Origin of the sequence: Methylocella silvestris BL2 (genome assembly GCF_000021745.1) — a bacterium.
Classification (GTDB): Bacteria; Pseudomonadota; Alphaproteobacteria; order Rhizobiales; family Beijerinckiaceae; genus Methylocapsa; species Methylocapsa silvestris.
Genome location: NC_011666.1, coordinates 1369244 through 1391216 on the forward strand (window position 1 = coordinate 1369244; position 21973 = coordinate 1391216).

The window sequence follows — 21973 nt, forward strand, 5'->3', positions numbered from 1 at the left end:
GCGCGCTAATTGGCGGCGCTATTGGAGCCCGAACGGCTCAAACGATGCAGGCCGGTATCATTTCTGACGCTTTCCTTCGGACGTCCTGCGGAAGCCCCGTCCCGCAGGACGTCTTTTTTTGCGCCTAGCATGATGAGCTGTAAGTTTGCCCTTTAACGCGATGAGCCGCCTCCATGCGCGTCGCCGGGCCGCTACAATCGGCGAGGTCTTGAAGTCCGACATATCTCCATTTTAAACACTTTGCTTAAGCAGACGTCGGGCGCCTCCGCGCAGCCGTTCTCGGCGATGCGCCCCGCGGCGTCGAGGCGGCCGGCACGTCAGGCTCACACCCGATTCCCGCATGATGAACCCGGTGCGCCAAAAGCGGACCCACATGCGGTTGCGGATTAATGCTTTGCGAGACTTAGGATGTAAGCCGCGATGGAATCGGTTTCTTGTTGATCCAATATGATATTCGGCATGGTCGGATGGGACGACCGAAGGAAGACTTTGATCGCGAGTTCGCTTGTCGATGGCATGCGGCTGATGTCGACGAAGCTGGGGGCCTTTGAGTTCGCAGGTTGCGGCGTTGGAACGGGGCCAACCTGATGACAGGCGCTGCAGACGGTCTCGGCGAGCTGCCGCCCGATGGCTGGATCTGCCGTTTGGGCGTTGGCGTTCGAAAAGGAGACGACTGCGGCGAGAAGCGCCGTGGGTGAGTTGAATTTTATCATCGACCAGCTTCTTTTGCTCACTTCGGCTTCCCCTCGTTAAACACACGCGCCGATTTTCTTAGGTACGTCCGCTGATTTTGGGCGGATGCCTTTTCGAGCGCTCTCACGCGCGCCGAGACGCAGCGGCGCGCGAATCCATTTTACATCGCACGGGCAATAATTTCGTTACCAGATTGCGATTTAGTCTGGGGGCTGCGGGCTCGGAGATCGTAGCGCCTTTACAAATTCACGGACAGGGGAATACTCCCAAGGCCATTCCTGTTCCGGCGGCCGCTGCGGGCTTGGAATTCAGAGACGAAACTGCCAATCAGGACCGACGGCCTTCCGCCTGCGAAGCCGTTAGCCCGCTGCGGCCTTTCCGCCGCCGGACGACGCATGAGCCGCAGGGCCGTCGACGCAACAGCGCCCTGACGCTGAATGGCCTCGCAGACAGCAGGTCTGTATGGCTCTCTGCTTCAGTCTGGACGAGGAGACGAATGGCTACTTTGCGTTTGTAGGGGCGTGTTCTCCCGCGCCTTCGGGCGGCGGCGTGACTCAGGTTGGCGCGCGACGCTTGCACGTGCGGCAAACGAACCAAATTACGCTGATGCGCCGGAGCCGGCCGTTGGCGCCCGGGACCCCAGACGCCTCACTCGTCATTGCTCGCGCGCCGGCCGCTGGCTGGCGCGCGGACCACGCAAGGTCGATTCGCTTAAGCGATCTTGAGCCGATCGGCGTTGGCCGCGACGTGTTCGCGATATCGGCCAATGACTTCGTCGAAAGAGCCGCCCGCGATCAAGGTGGACATCGCCTCAAATCCAGCGTCGATCTTTTCGTTGATCATGAGGCTGGTTTCGTCGCTTGCCGAAGAGCCGCCCATGGCCAGTTTCAGTAACCGGAGGCCGATCACGCTGTTTGATTCGATCAAAAGTGAGGTGAAGGCGTGTGTAGACCTAAACATTGAAGCTGCTCCGGGCAGCCTGCATGCTGCAATGAGTGAAGTCTGAATGTGTCACGAAAGTTCCACTAAAGCACACCCCACGCGTTTCGGCGGCGCGTGGCGTGCTTGGCAGCGTCGAGCCGCCGGCGCCGGAGCATCGAGAGCGAGGCGCATGGAAAAATGGAGCCGGCGCGCAAACCGGCTCCATGTTCAAGGCAGGAATTTGCCGCAGCCTGCGCAGCGAGGGGAGGCAAGTCGAAGGCCGACAGCAAGGTCCAGATATCCAGGATGACAGGTAATCCACCGCCCGAGCTATAGCCAATATCGACTAGTTCGGCGCGGGCGCCGAGGTCGGGACACGGAGCGCATTCGGGTCCCAGCTTCAGCCGCCCTTCAGAAAACGATGTGGGTCAGCGAGAATCACATCCCGCACGGCCTCATGATATTTGACGTAGCCTGTACAGCGGCAAAGGTGACCGTCGAGCGCATCGGCAATGGTTTTCTCGAGATCGGCGCGGGCCACCGGCGTTCTCGCCAATTGCTCCAGCAGAACCTGACCCTCGTTGAGAAAACCCGGAGTGCAATAGCCACACTGGAACGCAAAATGCTCGATGAAGGCTTTCTGCAACACGGTCAGCTGGCCGTTCTCGGCGTGTCCCTCGATGGTGCGGATCGTCTTTCCGTCAAAGCTTGCCGCCGGCGCAATACAGGTGGGCTCGGTATGGCTTGTCCCGTCCGGCAGATCGACGATGACCGCGCAGCTTAAACACTGCGCGGCGCCGCATCCGAACTTGGTGCCCGTCATCCCCAAATATTCGCGCAGGAAATCGTTCATCGTCAGATCGTCGCGCACGTCCATGGGTCCGTGGGCGCGACCATTGATCGTCAGGGCAAGTTGCGTCATGCCAGCGCCTGTTTCAGCATGTCCTGCGTGACCGGCAGCGATTGGAAGCGGCGCCCTGTCGCGTCGAAGATGGCGTTCAGCAGCGCCGGAACGACAGGAATCATCACCACCTCAGCCATGCCTTTCGGCGGTTCGTTCGATGCGAGCGGGGGCAGAATCTCGATCTCGAGATCATGCAGCGGCAAATCGGATCCGCGCGCCACGACATATTGGCCGAGATTCCATTGCCCATTGCCGGGCCCGTCCTCAAACGGGGGCAGAGTCTCGAGCAGTGTGTAACCCACGCCCATCGCAAAACCGCCCTGCGCCTGCCCGAGCACCACCTCGGGAACGAGCACCTTGCCGCATTCCAATACGCTATAGGCCCTCGCGATGTGGAGCGCCCCTGTCGCGCGCTCGATCTCGATGCGAACCAGCGTGCCGCAAAGCGACGAAAAGGCCGTGCCGATCCGATTGTAGTCGGTGGGCGGAAAGGCGACCATCTTGCGATGGAGGCGCGTGAACTTGCCGCCTCCGTAGCGCACCGCCAGCGCGTCGATGTCGGCCGTCCAATCCTCGCCGGCGATGTTAAATACGCCCTGCGCCCATGCCCAGCGCGAAAAGGCGTGCGCCATGGCGCCTGTCACGCCCTTCTGGGCATGCGCCTTTGCGGCAATCGCCGACAAGGGCAGCGGGGAAAGCCCGGTCATGATCAAAGTCTCGCCCTGCCAGTAGGCCTCATCCGACTGCTTGGCTCTCGGATCGGTCGATTCGATGCCCCAAAGCGAGAGCGCGGCGGGCCAAAGTCCGAAGCGAAATATGATGCGCGCCGCTTCCGCGACGGCCTGAGTTCCGACATGGGCGCCGATCGAAGCGCTGGTCGCCGAACTGATCGCCGGCACCCAGCGCGGGTTTTTCGCCGCCTCATCCTGGGCCGTCTGGGTGATTGTGTAGGCGTCGCCGGACGTCGTGAGTTCGAGCGCGTCGAACACGTCGACCTGCGCCACCGTCACCTCGTCGGCAATGCCGCCGACATGCAGCGCGGCCCGATTGGCCAAAGCGGTTCCGATGCCGTTCCCCATCTCCACTGCGTCGCCGTGAATCGAAATGCGGCCGTTTGGATCGATCTCGATCGATCCGAGCGTACAATCCGCGCCCGTTCCGTAGTCCTTGGCGGAGCAGGCGACGCCGACGCCGACGACGAACCCTGGTTTTGGACGCGCCTTCTCTTCAACACGCGTTCGCCAGATCGGATGTTTATCGAGCTTGTCGAGGATTTCCTGGGTGCGCACCGAGACCGAATAAGGATTGCCGGTCATTGTCCGGCCGCCGGGTCGCAACGCGTTGCGCCGGCGGAACTCGATCGGATCGATCGGAAGCGCGGCCGCCGCCTCGTCGACCAACACCTCAAGCGCGGTCATCGTTTGCAGCGTCCCATAGCCGCGCATGGATCCGGCGGTGACGCCACGCGAATGAACGGCGACGGTGGTCACGTCGACCTTGGGAATATCGTAGATCCCGATCGCGCCGGTTGCGGCCACAACGGCGACGCTGATCGAATAGTTCATCAGGCCGCCGCCATCGAGGACGTGGTCGGCCGCGAACGCCGTGATCAGTCCGCTTGCCCGATCGACGCCGATCTGCGACCGCATCTTGATCGCGTGGCGTTTGACGCCGCCTTGAAACTGTTGAAGGCGGTCATGCGCGAGGCGAACCGCATGGCCCGGATAGAACATCGCCGCCAGCGCCACGTAGAGCGGAAACGGCGTGTGGTCGCGGCCGCCAAAGCCCCCGCCAATATAGGCGAATTGGGCGTCGATGTTTTTCGGCTTGAAATCGGCCTTCGCTTCGCCGAGCAGGAACGCGAGCGCCTCAGTCGCTTCGAACGGCGATTGCACGCCCAGCACGATTTCCAGGTTCGCGGCATGCGGGTCATACCACGCAAGCCCGCATTCGGGCTCGAGGAACATCGGATCCACCGACTGCGTCTCGAATTGACGGTCGAGCGTCAGGACGGCCGGGTCATCGCCGGCAAGCCGCGCGCGGATCGCCTCGCCATAGGTAGCGCCCTTGACATATTCACCGCCCTTGGCGACCGGCATCGGCTTCCAGATCGGCCGCCCAGAGCTCTCGAGGAGGCCGGGGCTTATCCAGCCTTCCTGCAGCGGCGAATAGATATCGGGGGCGTCCGGCGTCGCGCCGGCCACGCGGGTGAAACGGAACGCGCCATAATTTGGGACGTCCACCGGGCCGGTTTCAGCGCCGAATTTTAGGAAATCGCCGTCGCGCAAAACGAGCCGCGCTCGATCGAAGGCGTCGAACGTCTCGAAAATCAGCAAAGCCGCCGGCTGGCCGAGATAAGACGGGGTCTTGCCCACCGGGCAGAGGAGATCCCCGGCATAGAATTCCGGCGCGCGCGCGCCAATTCGCGCGAGATCCTCGGCCGTCACCACGACCGAAGGCTGTGCATCCTTGCCCAGCCGCGTCAGGTCGAAGCCTACATAAACATGGGTTGCGTCCGCTGCGCGCGCCAGGAGAGCATGCGAGGTGTTGGCCGGCCAACCGGGAAGATCGGAGGCCCGGAAGTCGGAAGCATAGAGCTTGGCGCCGGTCGCCTTGGCGACGCCGTCGACGCGCCCGGCCGCCGGCTTCCAAACGCCTCTTCCCGGCAGCGTTTCATGCGCCAGAAAAGCGGATGAGTCAGCCAGGGCGAGGCGCGAAACGCCAAGCGTGATGCCGCTGATGGCGGCCAATTTCAGGAATTTTCGTCGCGAGGCCTCTATGATTTTACCCTTTATCTTCGAATAGCTTAAAATCCGGGGCGGCCTCGGCGCCACGCCGGCTGCAGAAAAATCCTCGAACTAGTCGCCGCCGACGACGACCGATCGCGCGCCTTCCAGGGGGACGATCTCCCCCAGGAGCGCTGGCTGCAGAACCGTCGCCTTTGGGTCCGCCCTGACGAAATCGAATTTGAGGACGCGCGCGCCTTGCGGGGATGTTGCGCTCACCAGCAGGTTCGCGCCCATGGTTGTGCTCGTCGTGGCGACCTGCGCGCCAGAGGCTCCGGCAAATGGCTCGAAGCTCGCGATCTCGCGGAACTTGGCGCCATGATCGTGCTGCGCAGGATTTTCCACATACATGGCGGGCCCCCCATCCAGCGCCGAACCGCTCGAATACACCTTGACGGCGCCCCTGTCCGCGAGTTGGCTGACGATGATGCGCTTGGCGCCGCCGAGCGATCCGGCGAGCCAGCCCGTCGCGATGGAGACGCCGCCCCGGTACTCCGGGCCGAATGGCAGGAACGCGGTCTCGTTGACCGGCTTGTCGATCGCCGCCTTCGGCGCATCGCCCTTCGCAATCGCCGTCGTCAGCGGAAAGACGAACACCTTGACCATGGCGATGCTTCCTGGACCGGAAGCAGTGACGAGGCTGTTCCGGCCGGTCGAAAAATCCACGAAACCGGCCGCGACGCTGACGCCCGACTTGTCATCGGCATTCGGCTTGAACGACGAAAAGATCGGCGGCGCAACGCCCGGCGACGCCGGCAGATTTGTGCCATACACCCGCACTTCGCTTGGCGAACCGGGGCCCGAACCCACCACGATGTTGTCGGACGTCGTTCCGTCGATCTGTGCGGCGGTCACCGAGACGCCGCCGCGCATTTCAGAGGGGAAGGCTTGAAACCGCGCCAGTTCGGTCTCGAAAGGCTTGGCGGATTTTCTCTTGCCGGAATAGACGACGACTTCCGGCGCGTGATCCTTGCCTGCGCCGACGACGAGGTCGAGGACGCCGTCGCCATCGACGTCGCCCATGGCGATGCTGACATTGCCTTCGTAGCCGGGAAAGGGGACCACCGTGGCGATATGACGGTCATCCTTGCCGTCGAACAGGCGAACCTCCGTCGGCTTGCCGGAGCCGCCCGGAGCCGCCGCCGCGTAGCTGGACACCGCCGGAATGACGTTGATGAGCGCCATCAATCCGTTGTCCTCATGGTTGAGGCGATGGCAATGCATAACGAACAGCCCGATATAATCGTCAAACCGCGTGCGGATCGACAGGATGCCCGGCTGGATCACGCTCTCGTCGATCTGCATGGTCGGGGCCGGCGCGTTGCTGTTGTCGGCGCCAAAATGGTCGGGGCCCGTGCGCACGCCCGTCGTCGGATCGAAATAGTCAACCACCTGGAAATCGTTGACGTGGACGTGGATAGGGTGCTCATCATTGTTGTGGTTGATGAATTTCCACTCCTCGACCGAGTCGAGGCGCGGCTGGATCAGCGGCATGTTGGGGAAGGCGGCGCTATCGAAGGCGTAGACGAAGGCCTTCGGGTCCGCCGTCGTCGCCTTGTCGTTCAGGAATCCGCCGGAAATCAGGATTTGCCGCTTTACGTCGGGCGTGGCGTCCGCCAGCTCGACAAAGGAGGTGTAGGCGCCCAGCTTTTGCCCCTCGACGAAGGGCGTCGTCACACCCTTTTCCTGTGAGGGCGTCGCCCGCGCCAGCAGCTGGGTGGGAAAGGCGAAGAACCCGTCGACATAGCTCACGGCCGAAGGCACTACGCTGAGGCTACCGAGCACCGCGGGCGGATTTTCCGTTCCATTGTTGGCGTAGAGCACGCCGGGCGCCGTGATGGTCTTGGCGCCTCCGCCTCGCGGCGGCATCTCGAGGATCAGATCGCCTTCGGGTGGCATCGTCACGGCGATCGCATACCGGCTGGCAGGCGAGATCACCAGACGAGTCCCGTTTTCAGTGATCGGGTAATGCACGGCGGGAGAGGGATTGCCGTCCTGCCCCACGATTGCGATCGGCGGGTGCCGTCCTGTCGCGGTCTCCGTGAGCTGGACGCTCATATAGGCAAAGTCGCTGATATTCGCGAGCATCCAGATCTCGGTCTGGCCCGGCTTGCTCCTGATCGTCGGTTCGAACTGTCCGTTGACCGTGAACTGAACGTCACGCTTGCTGTCCGGCAGCGTCGGATCGGCCGGAACGTCCTTGTCGGTTTGGCCGTTAGCCGCCGTGAACGTTTGAAGATTGCTGGGAATCGTCTGAAAAAGCCCACGGTCATTGCTGATCGACAGCGGACCCGCGTACCAGACGGTGAAATAGGTCGCGCCAACCTTGGACTGGGCGAAGTTGACGGGGGCGAGCAGCGGGCGATAGACGCCCTTCGCCAATTCGTCGCCCTTGGGAGGGGCGATCGTGCTGACATATTGCGGCCAGTCCGGATCGTCGAGTTGCGCCAGGCCGCCGGCGCGATCGAATACGAAATTGTACTGAAGCAGCATGTTACGAATGGGGATCTGCTTTTCCGTCACTGCCGGGAGGTTGCCGTCCGTTCGACCGATCGACAGAAGCCCAGCCAGACCGGTATAGGTCTGCGGCCCTGTCAAGGTGTGAAGGTGGCTGTGATACCAGTAGGCGCCCTGCGGCATGTTGGTTGGAATGTTGTAGGTATAGGTGTTCGACATTCCCGCCGCGATGTGCAGCATGACGTTGTCGGAATTGCCTTTCGGGCTGACGTGCAGGCCGTGAACATGCAAATTGACCGGCGACGACTTCATTTGTATCGGGTAGAGCGGAACGGCGCCGTTCGTCGCTGTATATTGCGGACTGAAGTAGTCCGCGATGGTGAGGTCGGTCAGCGCGTTGTCGAGATGTACGATCAGGGTCTCGCCTGGAAAAACCTGCAAGGTCGGCGCCGGATAGAGGCCGCCGCCTGACATTTTTCCGTCCGACGGCGCGCCGCGGATCACTTCATAATCGAAGAGCAAAAAGTTCTGGACAGGCTTGGCCACCGTATCGAGCGATGCCGCGCCCTGACGCGCGGTCAGCCTCACCTCAAGGACGCCATCCTTGCTCGCGAGCGTTACGGGCTCGCGAAACTCGGACGAAACGCCCTGCCCCGCGGCGTCGCCAGCGGCATTTGCTCGAACCGCCAAACCAGGCGCGAACAGCGCGGACAAGGCGGCGAATGAGCCAATGAGCGCGGCGCGAAACTGGCGACAAAATCGGAAATGGCGGGGACGATAACCCATAATTTCTCCGTGGAACTTATGCAGCGCGGCGATATACAGCACGCTTTTTCTAAGCTTCGCGGAAAAAGCATTGTGCGAATGCTTAGGATCGTTCTCCAATAAGCGCCAGCCATATTTGTCTTTAGCGATTCCTGTGGCGCCTACTGCTGCGATCTGGCCGCCAGGGCCGTCAACTTGCAGTTGTCGACCCGGACGGCAAAATTGATCAGACCGCTTTGGGCGTTCGGCGCTCACTACGCCCGGCGGAATTGCCATCCAGGCGCAAATCGTGCACCCATAGTGACCCTTCATTCTCCTCAGGATCGATCCGTGAAGCAGATGAAATTGACCCGCCGCGACGTCGCGGCCTTGGCCGGAAGCAGCGCGATTGCAGCGAGCCTCGCTAGCGTTTCTCCAGCCGCCGCCTATCAAGGAAATATGGAGCGCGCGCTTGGGGCGCTCCAGGACGCCTTCGGCTCTCTCCAGGCGGCCACCCCGAACAAGGGAGGCCATAGAGAGCGGGCGATGGACCTCATTCAGCGGGCGATCGCTCAGGTGCAGGAGGGCATCGACTTCGCCAATGCGAACGGCGGCGGCGGTGGGCCTCCCTACTAACGTCAAAGCCGGCGGCGTCGAGTTCCCAGCGCAATTACGCAGTCAATTCGCGCCGTCGAAAGGGCCGGCAAGACAGTGGCCGGCATCGAGATTAACGACCAAAAGTCAATCGTCGTCTCCGCCACAATTTCTGAGCGCAGGCTCGTTCGACGGCGGGTTGCCCGCGCAACTCGGCATCCGCCGCCTCCACGTAACAGACTTGCCAGCGTAGAGCCTTTTCGTCAGTAAATGGCATAGCGACAAGCGAGAAATCGCGGCGGCGATCCCATAGACTATGGCGCGGGCGATTAATCGCGCCCAGTCAAGCGGCCGCTCTCATCGCCCTCGGGGCGGTGTGCCTGTTTTGCAACGTCTTTCCAAAACCTGATCTCGACAGGGCGGTGCGCATTTTTCGCGGCTGACGCGAGCCGAGCCATATCATTGCTATATATAATATTATATTGCGTACTGTCCGTCGGCGGCGCTTTGGAGACCCGCACGCCATGCCCTCACCGCGCCTCGCAACAACTGTTCCGTTCCAGGGAGGGCTCACTTCGAAATTCGAAGCCGCGCAACTCGACCCGCGCACCGTCGCCCTGCCCCGCCGCCAACGCCTTTCGGCTCGGTTGCGCGCTTTGTACGGTCCCTTCGCCACGATGACCGTGATCGCGGCTTTGCTGGCGCTCCCGCGTCCCGTTCTTGCGGGACCTTCGGGCGGCGTGGCGATTGATGGCTCGGCGAACATCGGCCAGACCGGCAGCGTCACCAACATCAATCAACCGGGCGCGTGGGGGCACTCTCAACCGCGTCGTCGGCAATGAGGCGAGCATTATCTCGGGCACCCTCAACGCCAAGGACCAGAGGGCGAGGACAGCAGCCACTCGGTGCAGGCGTCGGCAATATTGTCGGGCGCCCCGCAGACGGTCTTCCCCGGCTTCACCTCATTCAACCCAAGCAAAATTCACGCTCTTGAATCCGACTGGAACGGCGATAGCCCCACTTTCGATCTGACAACAGACAATGCGACGGTTACGCCGATAACGTCGATCGGCAGGCTAGCTACAATCTCCGGCCCAACGCGCGTATCTGGAGCTGTCGGGGCGGCAGGCACGGTGGGCATAATCTATAACGTCGAGATGAGTTTTGACGTCCAGCCCCCGGGCGGCACCATTATAAATGTCGAGCTATCGATCAGAACCCATCCGGTCCGATCTGCGTAAATAACGCTGTTTATGCGGTCTCTACGGCGGCAGAGCGCAAAAAGCACTTTGCAACGATCCACCTATCGAACATCTCATCTCAGGGCGGCACATGGACCATGAATTCCGAATTCAACGCCACTTTAAGAACTTTGATATATGCCTGTCCGGTGGTAAATTCAGGCGCCGGCGTCCCGACGAGGACCACGAGCCAAGCTTCGATCAAGTTTGGACTCGGTAGGGGATAATCAACACTTTGAGGTACATTCTCGCCATCATCCTCTGCCAGTGGGGCGATTTGTAAGTAGCCGTTCAAGGGCTGCCCCGAACATCGATCGCAGCGTTACGCTCTGCGCCGGTGTTTGTCGGTAGTTATCTGGTTGATAGCGTCGGCGGAAAGAAGACAGCTTCGCAAACGGGAATGGCTGCGACTGTCTTCAACTCATCTGGCTTCCTATTGACTTCGACGACAGCAAATACGCTGCGCTTTGATCATGACATTAATACAAGTTCCCCACGGAATATCTTGATCGAGGGTACCAGCACGAACTCCAGGCTATGGAGTCGCGATCTGACGAATGCGGCATGGACGAAAACGAACACCACAGCCGTCAAGGAGCAAACGGATCTTGATGATGCGGCCAATTCGGCTTCATCATTGGCCGTGTCTGCTCGAAACGGCACAGTCTGCCAGACAGTGACGCTTGCCTCGTCGCAGCAATCAGCATAATTTTGCATCAAGAGGATCAGCGGAACTGGCGTCGTCAATATGGCGATCGATAGAACAACCTATAGCGCCGTGCCCGTCACCGCTTCGTGGGCCCGCGTGAGCATTGCTGCGCATACCGTAACGAACCCGCAGCCCTGTATCCAGGTCGTGACCAATGGCGATGCCGTTTCCATCGACGCGGTCCAGGCAGAGACTGGCGCTATACCCCGATCCCCGATCATCACAGCGACGGCGGCAACGGCCGCCCGACAGTTTGACAATGTTACGTTCGCAGGAACAGGGGTCGTGGAAGGAACTCGCGCCGCGATCGTCTTCGGGTGGGATGCGCTCTTTGGCCTCATCGGAAACAGCGCCTCATTGGGCGCTGGCAGTGAACCAACCCTCGCAATTAATGCAACTAATGCAAACTGCTCACTCCCTGGCATCGGCAGCTTGGTCGTATTCAATACGACGCGCAGCGCGGGGGTCACATACCATTCTGGTTGCATTTTTGGAGTCGAACAATCATTCGCAACTGATAATGGGGCCGCGCCCACCAGCGCTGCGACTGCGAGTACGTGGGCTGCCCCAACGACCATGGGCATGGGCGTGGAGTCGGCCGTACTGTTCGGGCATGTGCGGTCGCTCGCCGTATACGGTGAGTTGACGCCCCTCAGCTTCAAAAAGCAACCGTCGTAGGGGCGCCCTATTGAAACATATCACTGTACTCTTGCTGCTCATGCTTGCCGCAGGCAGCTATTGTTTTGATTTGTCTTTGTCGGCTGTTCTTATCTCGCGGCCTGGCATTGCCTCCGCCCCGCCAGTTGCGGCCTACTTTGTCGGTCCAGGTGGCAGTGACGGCTGGCCAGGAACAAACGCGCAGCCTTTCGCCACTCTCGGCAAGGCGCAGACCGCGATGCGCTCCGGAGCGATCAAGGCGACATATGTCAAGGCCGGACTGATCTCCCCCGGCGCGCCGATCGTCCTGACCCCGGCAGATGCGGGCACGCTATGGCGCGGCGATCCGGCAAACGCGGCTTGGAACAGCGCGGTTATCGACGGTGGCGGGATACTGGAGGAAATCTTCTCCCTGCAAGGCTCGGTCGTTAATGTGGAGTTCTCACACTTCAAAATCCAAAACGTCACCTACAACGGCATTTGCGGGCACGCTGGAGCGGCCTTCGGGCCGAATACATGCACCAACTCGACTGTGGCGGGCAGTCTAACCGGCCTCTACGTTCACGACATGGGGTGCAGCAATATCACGGTTCCGAGTGGGGCTCGCTATGCTGACACTGGCTGTGTGAACTTACAGGGAAATGTTCCGAGCAACACGATCTCGAATATTGTCGTCACGGATTCCAATGGGATTTGCATCCGCGCCTCCGCGAATGGCGGAACAAATGACATATCTAATCTGATCATCCGAAACTCAGTCTTCCTACGCTGCATGCAGCAGAACTCGGATGGGGGCGCCATCTATACGCAGGACTATAACTTCACGTCTGCTAACATTCAGATAACTAACAATTACATTAAAGATTATGGCAGCGTGACTGGCGACAATAACCGCTGCTTCTATGGTGACGCAGCAACTTCACAGGTGACTTTCGCCGGGAATATTTGCGGGACCCCGGGATCGTTCTCAGTTCCGGCATCTGCGGCGGTGATTCTTCTCTGTGGGCAGAACAATCATATCACAAATAATATCTTTGACCTTGGACCGTCAGGCGCGCTGATCACGCTTCAATATGGCGGCTGCGGCGCGCCCGCGCTCACCTCGCCCATGAACGGGAACACGTGGTCCGGCAACATCATCGTTGGAGGATTCGCCGGAGTTCAGAACATCAACTGGGCTGGTTATAGCGGAACAGCATCCTATGTCTCCGGAGGAGCGCAATCCGTTTATCCTACCATCAGCTCGAATACATATTGGAGCTATGCTGGCGGCACAATGAACTCCGTTGGGCGGCTTGTTCCGAACGACACCAGCCCGACCACGGCAAATCCGCTCTGCACGACCTATGAATATAGGATCGGAATTGGAAGCCCGGCCTATAGCCACGGCTATACGGACCCACCGCGTGGGTGGGGGCCTGCTGGATATACGATCCCGACTAGCGGCGGCGCTGCGCCGTCCTGTCCGCTTTCCTAATCCCGCCTCTAAAGACAACAGCAAATCAATAGATCTTGGAGACGCCCTTGTCGTGGCGGCCGCCTCGCCTCGTGCGGCGAGGCGGCCGCGGGAAATGGCCTGCTCATCCTGCGACAGGGCCTCGGTATGAGGGCCGATATTGTCGTCGCGGCCGACGACGCGTTTCCGCCCGGCAGCGACGTCAATCCGGGCACGCTGGCACAGCCCTTTCGCGCGCCGCAGAAGATGCTCGATACGCTGGCGACGCCGGCTGGGGGTGACTCCGAACCAGAGCCTTACCCTTGTCGCGCGCGGCGGCTTCTCACGGGGCCGCGCGCATGCCATTGCGCTTAGCGGGCACCTGCTGGACTGATTTGCCATCCCACTCCCATGGGAACGCCGGACGCGACTGAGTGGCGATGCTGCTGTCCGGCGGGAGGCTGATCACGGCGCCAATGAAGAACCCGTCCTTGCGCTGACGTCGCCGACAGTCATTGTCAGACACAAGGGCAGCGTTGCTCGGATTGAGGAACAGGGCGATCGCTTCGAGGACGGTGGTCTTGCCAGCGTCGCCGCCGCCGAGGATCACGTTCAAGCCGGCCTTTGGGAACCAGTCGAACTTTTGGAAGGCGCGATAGCGCTCGATTTTCAAACGGAGAATCGTGGCGCCTGCGACATCGACCAAAGTGTTCGCCTCCGTGTTCGTTTTCGCATCCATGCGCCGAATCTCAGTTTGCGCGTGATCAGGCTTCAAATTAATATACCCGCCGCACTGTACTGCCAAGTTTTACCAGTATTCTACACGCAGACGGTAATGATCGCCCACTGGGCGCAGGAGAGCAATTTGGCCCAATTCAGCGAGGAGGCGGTCCACGGCTACCTGTTCAAGACCGGGTTAACCGACCTGGTCGACGAGACCGCGGCGTTAGACGAAAAGCCTTTGGGCGACGAGGACGACTTCCAACTCTGGCGAATCATCAAAGCGCGGGCCTTGATCAAGCTCAAGAGACTGCACAATTCGTTCGATACGGAGAGTTTCTGGGCAGCAAGATTAAGCTGCCCACCGACCACACCCGCCCAATGGAGCTCGATCTCCTGGGGCACCATGAGGACGGGCTCTTCATTCTCGAGCTAAAAGTGGACCGCGCGGCAGAGCGCAACGCGTTTTCCGAATTGTTCGCCTACAGCAATTACGTCGCAGGCATGTTCGCCTTGTCGGGCCATAAAGACATTACCAACGTCTTGGTCTCGACGATGGACGTGAAGATCACCCGCCAGGCCTATCTATATGACCTGCTGGTCGCTGATCGTGATGTCGTAATTTACGCACCGGTTTTCGGCACCGACGCGCTCGAAAGCCTGAGGCTGCAGCTCCACGTGCCGAACGACGACGAGTTCAAACGCTTCACCAACCAGCTCCTGTCGCACGACGCCATGGGCTGTGTCGTAATCACAATCGACGACATGCCGGGCTGGATCGACAACAAGGAGGAAGACGGCTCGCCGAACGAGTGGACGCGAAAGCACCTCACCGGGCTCAGCAATTATGCAGCCCAGTTGATGGAGGAAGAACAGCTGCACGGCTTCTGCTTCGTTAGGAAGTTCTGGGACTCAATTCCTTGGTCGAACCGGAGCAGCCTGTTTATCTGCGCTCTGAACCCTTTCCGGCTGGCCGAACCAGAGCGGGCCAACGCAATCACCGAGCAACTCGGTGAAGAGCTTCATGCAAACCTGTTCGAGGCTCCGCTCTACGCCTTCGATGGACGGTTGATCCGGCTCGCTCAACGCGTCGCCAATGATGGCCTGACGCATGGCGGCCATGGCGAGGTCGAATTGCCGTTGTGGAGCGCGGTCGTCACCTCAGTGAGCGAGGTGGCGATTTCGCACAACTTCGCATTCCGGCCGACCGGGATGATGCGCGAGGCCTATGTCAGCTACCTCAACGCCATCTATGCGCGGAATGCGTCAGGAGTCGGCTATCAGGAGGATGTCTCCAAGCTGAAGGTCAACGAGATCTCCAACTGGCTGCGGGCGTGGATGTTCATGGAGATGTGCGGCTTCCAAGCTGGCGAAGTCCCCGAAACGGAGGACGTCGATGACGAAGCAGCCATCACCGGGCTAGCCAGGACCAACGCTTTGGTCGTGTCGCGTCGGAGGTTCTGAACGGCACGCCCTCTCCCAGCCTCGTTTTCGAGCGACGCAGCGTTAAGGGCACGTCCGTTGATTGATCCGATGACTGACGCAGAGAAGACTTGGATGCCCTCAAACGGGTCAGATGCAAAACGACAGCTATTTGTGAAGCGGTCCGCAAAAGCCGACGGTCCGTTGTCGGCCCGACCTCCGGCTCGGAGCGCGCTGGCGCCGAGTTTTCTCTTGGCCGATGATGGCCGCGAGGAGAAAGGCAATGGGACGCTCAGAATATGACCCGAGTGCCCAAGAGCGGCGCCCATGGAACGCGGGCCGGAAGCTTGGCGCCAAACGCGCGCTGAGGCCGCAGCAGGTTTGGGTCATCCGGTTCTGGCTGGATCGAGAGCGGCGACTTCGCGACCGTGCGATGTTCGATCTCGCGATCGACAGCAAGCTGCGGGGATGCGACGTCGTCAAGGTCAAGATCAGCGATCTCGTCAGCGGTGGCCGGGTTCGCTCGTGCGCGATCGTCATTCAGCAGAAGACCGGCCGACCCGTTCAGTTCGAGCTCCTCGAACCCGCTCGAGGCAGTATTCTGGCATCGCTCGAGGATTTTGTCTTTCCGAGCCGGGTCGATCATACGGATCACATCAGCACGCGGCAATATGCTCGACTCGTCGACGAATGGGTAACCGGAATCGGATTGCGCCCGGAGGACTACGGCCCTTATTCGCTGCGTCGAACCAAGGCGTCGATCGTTTACAAGCAGACGGGCAATTTGCGGGCCGTGCAGATCTTGCTCGGCCATACGAAGATCGAAAGCACCGTTCGGTACCTCGGCGTTGACGTAGAGGATGCGCTCGCCCTCGCAGAGGGCACGGAGGTATAGCGTTGCAATGGACTCCTCGACCTGGGCGCCGAGGAGTTCTCGCTCGGCGACGGAGGTGTGCCCCGAGTTGCGCTCATCAACGTCATTCGCCCGAACCCTTGCATTTCCCGTCGGCTTCGAAGCTAGGGGGTTCGAACCCCCACGCCCCGCGAGGTGGCGGACTGGCTATCAGCCCACGACCGCCGATGCCGTATCGTACACGTCACAATAATGCTTGAGGGTACTGCGGCAGAATTTCAGGGGCTGCAAGTCAGAAGGAACCTCTCCCGAAATGCCCGCCGGCCATGGTCGTAAGGCACCGGATTGGTAGCGTGCGGGACTGGCGCCATTCGTTCGCTGATGAGGTAATTGATTCGATATGTGCAGTTGCCGGATGGATGCAACATTCCGCCAATGACCCTTTCGGGTTTCAACACTCGCTGCTGAATTAGATTGCTCAGCACCTTCTGGACGCTGGGTCCGAGCCCGACAAACACCGCGTCTTGCAGTTCTTCTACCTCTGCAACAAAATTCTCAAGTAGGAGCTTCCGCAATAAAGGGTGCTTGGTCATATCTGGAATTCCTCGGTAATCGTCATCATTGACAAAAACCGGATAACGCAGGAGGGAGGTAGTTTGTACTAAGTGGCGTGCCGTCGCGAACAGGTCGGCTGAATCGGGCAGCCCCAGCCACGTGTGGAAACCCCAATGGTTAAGCTGTTTGATCAAATTGCTTCTAAGTGGCTCGCCACTAAAAGCGCCTACATTCTTAGCCGCCCGGATTGCCTCTGCGGTGGATTGGCCGGCGAGAAGTGCGCGACGCGCCTCGTTGTTTGCGTTGACCATCTGGGTAGGACCAGGCGTGATCCCGACAAGGACAATACGTGCACTTGGGTTGATGTACTCGAATGGAGCGTAGTATATATTAACGCCATCTTTTGCGTCCATCAATAGATGCGGGTCGCGCACTGTCGGCGCTTGCGGCGCACAAAGTATCTGCGCATAATTTTCGATTAAGGTTGTTTTCATTGTCCCTAGATTCCATTCCCTCCGAGGGCCTGACGGAATCATTCTTGAGCCCGCAGCCGAACGGTCCATCCCATATAGCTCAATACGCGCCACGAAAGCGGTCGGCTCTAGATTAGGCATCTGGTTGGCCATCGCAGCTCGGGCCAGAAGCAGCCGTCCGAACATACCGCCACGTTGCGTCTGCTTTTCGGTTTTGACCACCACAAAGCCGTCCGGCTGCTAACGGCCCAAAGCCGTCATTCCGGCTAATATGAGAAGTGGCCGCGTCGCCGAGCATGGGCGGCAGGCGGCTCATTAAGGCCCGGTCCGCCGACTTGGCCGCGCGAGCCCGCAAGCTTGCGCAGAGCTTGATAAAGAGGCGTCGAAGCTCGCCCTGTCCCCCGCGTGTCGGGCTGCGATATGGCACGTAATTGGAGAGGACCAATGCTCAGATCAAGGAACAGCGGCGAATGCGTCATCAACCTGCCGACGACGCGGCTGACGGACACGGTGGTCCGAATCGGCAACACGTCAGGCGCGGAAATCGACAAATTCGCGGAATTCGGTCTGACGTCCGAGCAAGGCGAGAAGGTTGATGCGCCGTTGATCGACGAATGCCACGCGAACTTCGAATGCCGGTTGCATGACGACGCGCTCGTCGACAAGTACAATTTCTTCATCTTCGAGGTGGTGAAGGCGCATGTCGCCCCATCGCCCAAACATCCCGAGACGCTGCACTATACCGGAGACGGCGTCTTCATGGTCTCTGGCAAGATCATCAGCCGGAGATCGCTGTTCCGGCCGGACATGCTGTAAGAAGCGGCGTTCACGCGCCGCCGGCGCCGACCCGCCAGACCGGAATGCCGAGCTTCCGCGCCTTGTCGGCGAGATTGTCCTGGATGCCCGTGCCGGGGAAAACCAAAACCCCGATCGGCAGGACGTCGAATGCACGCGTCGCATTGCAACCATCCCTGAAGGCGCGCCTAGCCGCTAATTCAGAACGGCGCGCGATTGGAGCACGTCTTTGGACTGGGATCGCGATGGCGGCACGCTAATGGGCCTGGCCTGTCCCCGAGGTGTGATCCAGTTTCAATGTTAGTGCATGGCAGGCTCTGACGCCATGGTTGGTGTGGGCGGGCGCGCGGCTCCCACAGCTGGCGCGCTCGCCCATGGCGCGATGTTTCCGCCGCAGGGAATAATTGTCTCGGGCGCTGGCGATCGGTAACCGAGCGAGCTGTGTGGGCGCACGGCGTTGAAATGCCGCCGCCAGGCCTCGATCATCGCCTGAGCCTCGGCTGGGCTGAAGAACAGCTCACCATTGAGCAGCTCGTCGCGGAGATTCGAATTGAAGCTCTCGCAGGCGCCATTCTCCCACGGGCTGCCGGGCTCGATATAGGCCGTCTTTGAACCGACGGCGGCGATCCATTCGCGCAGGGCCACGGCGATGAACTCCGGGCCATTGTCCGACCGAACATAGGCTGGCGTTCCGCGCAGGATCATCAGATCGGCCAAGGTCTCCAGCACGTCGGTGGCGTTGAGCCGGCGTTTGACCTGGATGGCCAGGGCCTCGCGGGTGAACTCGTCGATCAAACAGAGCATACGGAACTTCCGTCCATCTTGGGTCCGATCCGCGACGAAGTCATAGGACCAGACATGGTTGGGCCGCTCGGCGCGCGGGCGCACGCAAGAGCCGTCGTTCAGCCAGAGCCTGCCGCGTTTTGGGTGTTTCTGTGGGACTTTCAGCCCCTCGCAGTCGCGCTGTTGCGCAGACTGCGTGAACTTGTCTGCGCGCCAGATCCGCTGCACCCGCTTGGCGTTCACGACCCAGCCAGCATGGCGCAGCAAAGCCGTGATCCGCCGATAGCCGTAGCGGCCATAAGCCTTGGCCAGCTCGACGATGTCGGCGGTCAGAGCCGCCTCGTCATCGCGGCCGCGGGCTGGCTTGCGCTGTGTGGAGCGGGGCTGCCGGAGCGCCGCGCAGGCGCGACGCTCCGACACTCTCAGCTCGGCTTTGACCTTGTCCACGCAGGCGCGGCGACGGGCGGGGCTTAGAAGTGTCCCCGCGTGGCTTCGGTCAAATCAGCTTGTCCAGGGTCAGGTCCGACGCCGCCCGCCGCAGCCGGGCGTTCTCCAGCTCCAGATCCTTCAGCCGCTTGACCTGGCCGCTCTTCAGGCCGCCATACTCCGCGCGCCAGCGGAAGTACGTCGCCTCCGTCACAGCGATCGTTTTCACCGCATCGGCAATCGACTTGCCTTGCGCCGTCAGAATATCAACCTGACGCAGCTTGGCGACGATCTCCTCCGGTTTGTGCCCCTTTATTCCCATCGCTCCATCCTTCCAAAGGGTCCGCGGACCAACATACGGCATGGATCACTTCAAGGGGCGCAGACCACCACCCCGATCAGCCTGCAGGCCGGGCGCTCCGAGTAGCCGTGATCGTCGATCACGCGCTTCACCGTCGCGAACCGCGCCGCAGGCGACATCAGTTTTTTTCCCAGGAGATCGATCCTTCAGTACTGCATTGTCGCGCATCTGCTCAGCCAAGAGCTTCTTCAGCCGCCGGTCTCCTCCTCCAGCGCTCGAAGCCGGGCCGTCTCGGAGGCCGTCATGCCCCCGTACGTTGCTTTCCACTTGTAGAGGGTGGCGTCCGAGATCCCGTGCTTGCGGCACAGGCACACGTCGGCGGTCTTCATCCTCGCCTCGTGCTCCTTCAGAACCGAGATGATCTGCTCCTCGCTGAAACAGCTGCGCCGCATGGTCCTTCTCCTGATCGAAGGACCCAACTTATCCGTGGCAGGAATTCAAGGGATCACGTCATCTTGGCCGAACTCAACCAAGTTTCGCAATGTCCAATGAAACCCCATTTCTGACGGAGGGCTAGCCACTCGGATGTTTTTTAATCCCCTATATCGTTGAAGATATTGCATCCATGCGTCGGCCTGCCGTCGAGAAAAAATCGTCGAATATAGCCGTCTCGCCATTCCGCATTAATGGTCACATGCCAGCGCGATTCGAGTTTGTTTCTCGCCGGGATCATTTCGCGCATGGTCGGGCGATTCGTGGTCGCAAAACGCGGACCAAGCAAGCCTCACCATCCTCTTCGAGCAGGAAAAACGGAACTGTGCGCACCTGCTGCCGAGCGAGGGGCGAAGCTCAAGCCACCGGTCGAAATGCAGATCCAAGCTCAATAGCAGCGCCTGCGTTCCCGACGGGATGGCAGTTATCAATGATTGCTTTTCGTGGCCGCTGGCTGGCCATTGTTCCGAAGGGTTCGTCGAGAAGCTTCTGGATGAGCTCGAAGATATATCACGGCCGCCCCGCGCCGCCCTTAATCGCCTGCGTTAAGTTCTCCCCTGCTTGGCCGGCGCGTATTTCGAGGGCGCCGCGTTTATCGCCGACGGTCTCCACAAGCGAGCCGAACAGACCGTGCGCTCCATCGGCAGAACCGGCTGTAAAAAAAAGCGTATTCCATTTACCACCTGCAGAAGAGTCGGTACCGAACGCCAGAGCCCGGAGCTTCTCGATAACGATTGGCTTTCCGTTTACACCGAGGAGAGGGCCACGGTCGACGTACTCACCCTGGGCATGCTGGGTGGGGTCGAAGGCGTTGATTTTCCCATCGCCCATATTGCCGATCAGCAAGGCTCCGTTGAAAAAGCCGGCGTAAGGCCTCACTTCCTCAGGGTCAGCGTCCTCGTCGAGGAAAGGCACCAACGCGAGGCCCCATGGCGAGTTGAGGCGACCCTTCGAGGCAACACGGTAGAGGAGTTTGCCTGATGTGTCGAAGACGTTGACGAAGCCGTGTCCCTCGCCTGGCACTTCTTTGCCGCTTGAATCTTTCAAAGCGTAAGTCACATAGATGACGCCGCCCAGGTTTTGGATTCCAAACGGCGCGTAGCCGGCGGGGATGCTGGGGTCGGTGAAGGCGTCGGCGGAAAGGGTGCTGTTGATCTGGGTGAACGTCGTGTCGAAGACGTCAACCGTGCCGGCACGGAAGTTTGCGGCATAGAGAAAATCACCGGTCGCCGTGCCGGTGACAATGGCCAGCCCAGTATAGGCTGCCGTGGCCGAGTTGTTCACCACGACCACGAGGGGGTCGCCTCTGTACGCGGAGATGGTTCCGTCGGCGCTCCCCAGAATAAAGCCGGCGGCGCTCGGGCTTCCGGCGACACCATTGTTCACCACGAAGCCTGTCCCGTCGTTGCGCACAACGCCAGTCGGCGCGCTTTGAACTCCGGCACCCGGAACCGCGAAAGCGGTGAAGGCCGGGCAGGGGGGCGCCGCGGAGACAGCATCGACACTGTAGAGAGACGTTTTGCCCGTCCCGGCGTCGGAGATCCACCACGGCGACGTAGGACCGGCGGCGATGCCCCACCCGTCCACCAAGTTCGGGTCGACGCAATCAGCGGATGCGGCGCCGTCCGACACCAGATTGTGTTGGGTGTAAAACTGGGCGATCGCGGGGCGCGTCTGACCCCAAACTATGGCGACGCAAAGTGCCGGGATAGTCAAAGAGACATATCGCAAAACTTTTCCTCCCTGTGTGTGGCCGATCACCAGCGAGATATATACCTTAGTGTCGTTGGCGAACGCCAGCGCCGGCGAGGAGAGGGCAAAACTCTTGTGTATCGGCGCCAATCTTCAAAACGTCTCTGTAAAAGCCGGCGGCTTCGTCCCGAACCACATTTGGATGACGGCGAAGACGTTTCAATGTAGCCGTGCACCGACTTCAACTTCGCCATCGGGTCAGCGCCCTGGTCAGCCGGCGCATCTTTCGCGAGAGTCGCACCATACTTGGCGTCGAGGGT

Annotated in this window: 16 protein-coding genes and 2 pseudogenes; 7 read left to right on the forward strand and 11 right to left on the reverse strand. The window is 60.5% G+C overall.

The window, feature by feature from the left end:
- Nucleotides 1-386: 386 nt before the first annotated feature.
- The 5 genes from MSIL_RS06530 to MSIL_RS06550 all read right to left on the reverse strand — a co-directional run bounded on the left by MSIL_RS06530 (nt 387) and on the right by MSIL_RS06550 (nt 8451).
- Entirely contained in the window at nt 387-713 is a 327-nt protein-coding gene (locus MSIL_RS06530) for a c-type cytochrome (RefSeq protein WP_049768112.1), read from the reverse strand.
- A gap of 691 nt (nt 714-1404) precedes the next feature.
- Nucleotides 1405-1653 carry a hypothetical protein gene (locus tag MSIL_RS06535; protein WP_012590313.1) on the reverse strand — a complete coding sequence of 83 codons (249 nt, stop codon included), beginning with the start codon at nt 1651-1653 and terminating at the stop codon, nt 1405-1407.
- 361 nt (nt 1654-2014) lie between these two features.
- Nucleotides 2015-2536, reverse strand: a complete 522-nt coding sequence (locus MSIL_RS06540) for a (2Fe-2S)-binding protein (protein ID WP_012590314.1) — start codon at nt 2534-2536, stop codon at nt 2015-2017.
- On the reverse strand, nt 2533-5298 hold the full coding sequence (locus MSIL_RS06545; RefSeq protein WP_041368637.1) for a xanthine dehydrogenase family protein molybdopterin-binding subunit: 2766 nt from the start codon (nt 5296-5298) through the stop codon (nt 2533-2535). Before MSIL_RS06545 ends, MSIL_RS06540 begins: the two co-directional genes overlap by 4 nt.
- Before the next feature lie 78 nt (nt 5299-5376).
- A complete protein-coding gene (locus MSIL_RS06550; RefSeq protein WP_244406226.1) occupies nt 5377-8451 on the reverse strand; it encodes a multicopper oxidase domain-containing protein in 3075 nt (1024 codons plus the stop codon).
- A 414-nt stretch (nt 8452-8865) separates the two neighbouring features.
- On the opposite strand from MSIL_RS06550, the gene MSIL_RS06555 reads away from it, so the two are divergent.
- Both MSIL_RS06555 and MSIL_RS06560 read left to right on the forward strand, forming a co-directional pair.
- Entirely contained in the window at nt 8866-9141 is a 276-nt protein-coding gene (locus MSIL_RS06555) for a hypothetical protein (protein ID WP_041367694.1), read from the forward strand.
- Nucleotides 9142-9623: 482 nt separating this feature from the next.
- Entirely contained in the window at nt 9624-9941 is a 318-nt protein-coding gene (locus MSIL_RS06560; RefSeq protein WP_012590318.1) for a hypothetical protein, read from the forward strand.
- Nucleotides 9942-10419: 478 nt separating this feature from the next.
- Here MSIL_RS06560 and MSIL_RS21215 read toward each other — a convergent pair whose 3' ends face one another.
- Complete coding sequence (locus MSIL_RS21215; RefSeq protein WP_148213039.1) at nt 10420-10635, reverse strand: hypothetical protein; 216 nt, start codon at nt 10633-10635, stop codon at nt 10420-10422.
- 1102 nt (nt 10636-11737) lie between these two features.
- On the opposite strand from MSIL_RS21215, the gene MSIL_RS06570 reads away from it, so the two are divergent.
- Nucleotides 11738-13183 carry a hypothetical protein gene (locus tag MSIL_RS06570; protein ID WP_012590321.1) on the forward strand — a complete coding sequence of 482 codons (1446 nt, stop codon included), beginning with the start codon at nt 11738-11740 and terminating at the stop codon, nt 13181-13183.
- 301 nt (nt 13184-13484) lie between these two features.
- Here the strand turns inward: MSIL_RS06570 and MSIL_RS06575 are convergent, their stop codons facing one another.
- A complete protein-coding gene (locus MSIL_RS06575; protein ID WP_244406227.1) occupies nt 13485-13847 on the reverse strand; it encodes an AAA family ATPase in 363 nt (120 codons plus the stop codon).
- A gap of 129 nt (nt 13848-13976) precedes the next feature.
- On the opposite strand from MSIL_RS06575, the gene MSIL_RS21615 reads away from it, so the two are divergent.
- The 3 genes from MSIL_RS21615 to MSIL_RS06590 all read left to right on the forward strand — a co-directional run bounded on the left by MSIL_RS21615 (nt 13977) and on the right by MSIL_RS06590 (nt 16178).
- Entirely contained in the window at nt 13977-14297 is a 321-nt protein-coding gene (locus MSIL_RS21615; RefSeq protein WP_012590323.1) for a hypothetical protein, read from the forward strand.
- Nucleotides 14243-15325 (forward strand): hypothetical protein, encoded by a 1083-nt coding sequence (locus tag MSIL_RS06585; protein ID WP_187148710.1) that lies wholly within the window; start codon nt 14243-14245, stop codon nt 15323-15325. Before MSIL_RS21615 ends, MSIL_RS06585 begins: the two co-directional genes overlap by 55 nt.
- A 241-nt stretch (nt 15326-15566) precedes the next feature.
- Nucleotides 15567-16178: a tyrosine-type recombinase/integrase gene (locus MSIL_RS06590; RefSeq protein ID WP_012590325.1), complete on the forward strand. Its 612-nt coding sequence runs from the start codon at nt 15567-15569 to the stop codon at nt 16176-16178.
- A gap of 236 nt (nt 16179-16414) precedes the next feature.
- Here the strand turns inward: MSIL_RS06590 and MSIL_RS06595 are convergent, their stop codons facing one another.
- Nucleotides 16415-17389, reverse strand: a complete 975-nt coding sequence (locus tag MSIL_RS06595; protein WP_210160583.1) for a hypothetical protein — start codon at nt 17387-17389, stop codon at nt 16415-16417.
- Between the two features lie 231 nt (nt 17390-17620).
- Here MSIL_RS06595 and MSIL_RS06600 point away from each other — a divergent pair.
- Nucleotides 17621-17980, forward strand: a pseudogene (locus tag MSIL_RS06600) (flavin reductase family protein); the annotation flags it as partial.
- Between the two features lie 279 nt (nt 17981-18259).
- On the opposite strand, the gene MSIL_RS06605 reads toward MSIL_RS06600, so the two are convergent.
- The 3 genes and pseudogenes from MSIL_RS06605 to MSIL_RS06625 all read right to left on the reverse strand — a co-directional run bounded on the left by MSIL_RS06605 (nt 18260) and on the right by MSIL_RS06625 (nt 21803).
- Nucleotides 18260-19490, reverse strand: a protein-coding gene (locus MSIL_RS06605; RefSeq protein WP_085985868.1) for an IS3-like element ISMsi2 family transposase whose coding sequence is annotated in 2 segments (ribosomal slippage) — nt 18260-19244 and nt 19243-19490 — 1233 coding nt in all. Because the reading frame shifts where the segments join, the coding sequence is not laid out codon by codon here.
- A 68-nt stretch (nt 19491-19558) separates the two neighbouring features.
- A pseudogene (locus tag MSIL_RS06615) lies at nt 19559-19921 on the reverse strand (transposase); the annotation flags it as partial.
- Nucleotides 19922-20471: 550 nt separating this feature from the next.
- On the reverse strand, nt 20472-21803 hold the full coding sequence (locus MSIL_RS06625) for a TIGR03118 family protein (RefSeq protein ID WP_012590331.1): 1332 nt from the start codon (nt 21801-21803) through the stop codon (nt 20472-20474).
- Between the last annotated feature and the right edge of the window lie 170 nt (nt 21804-21973).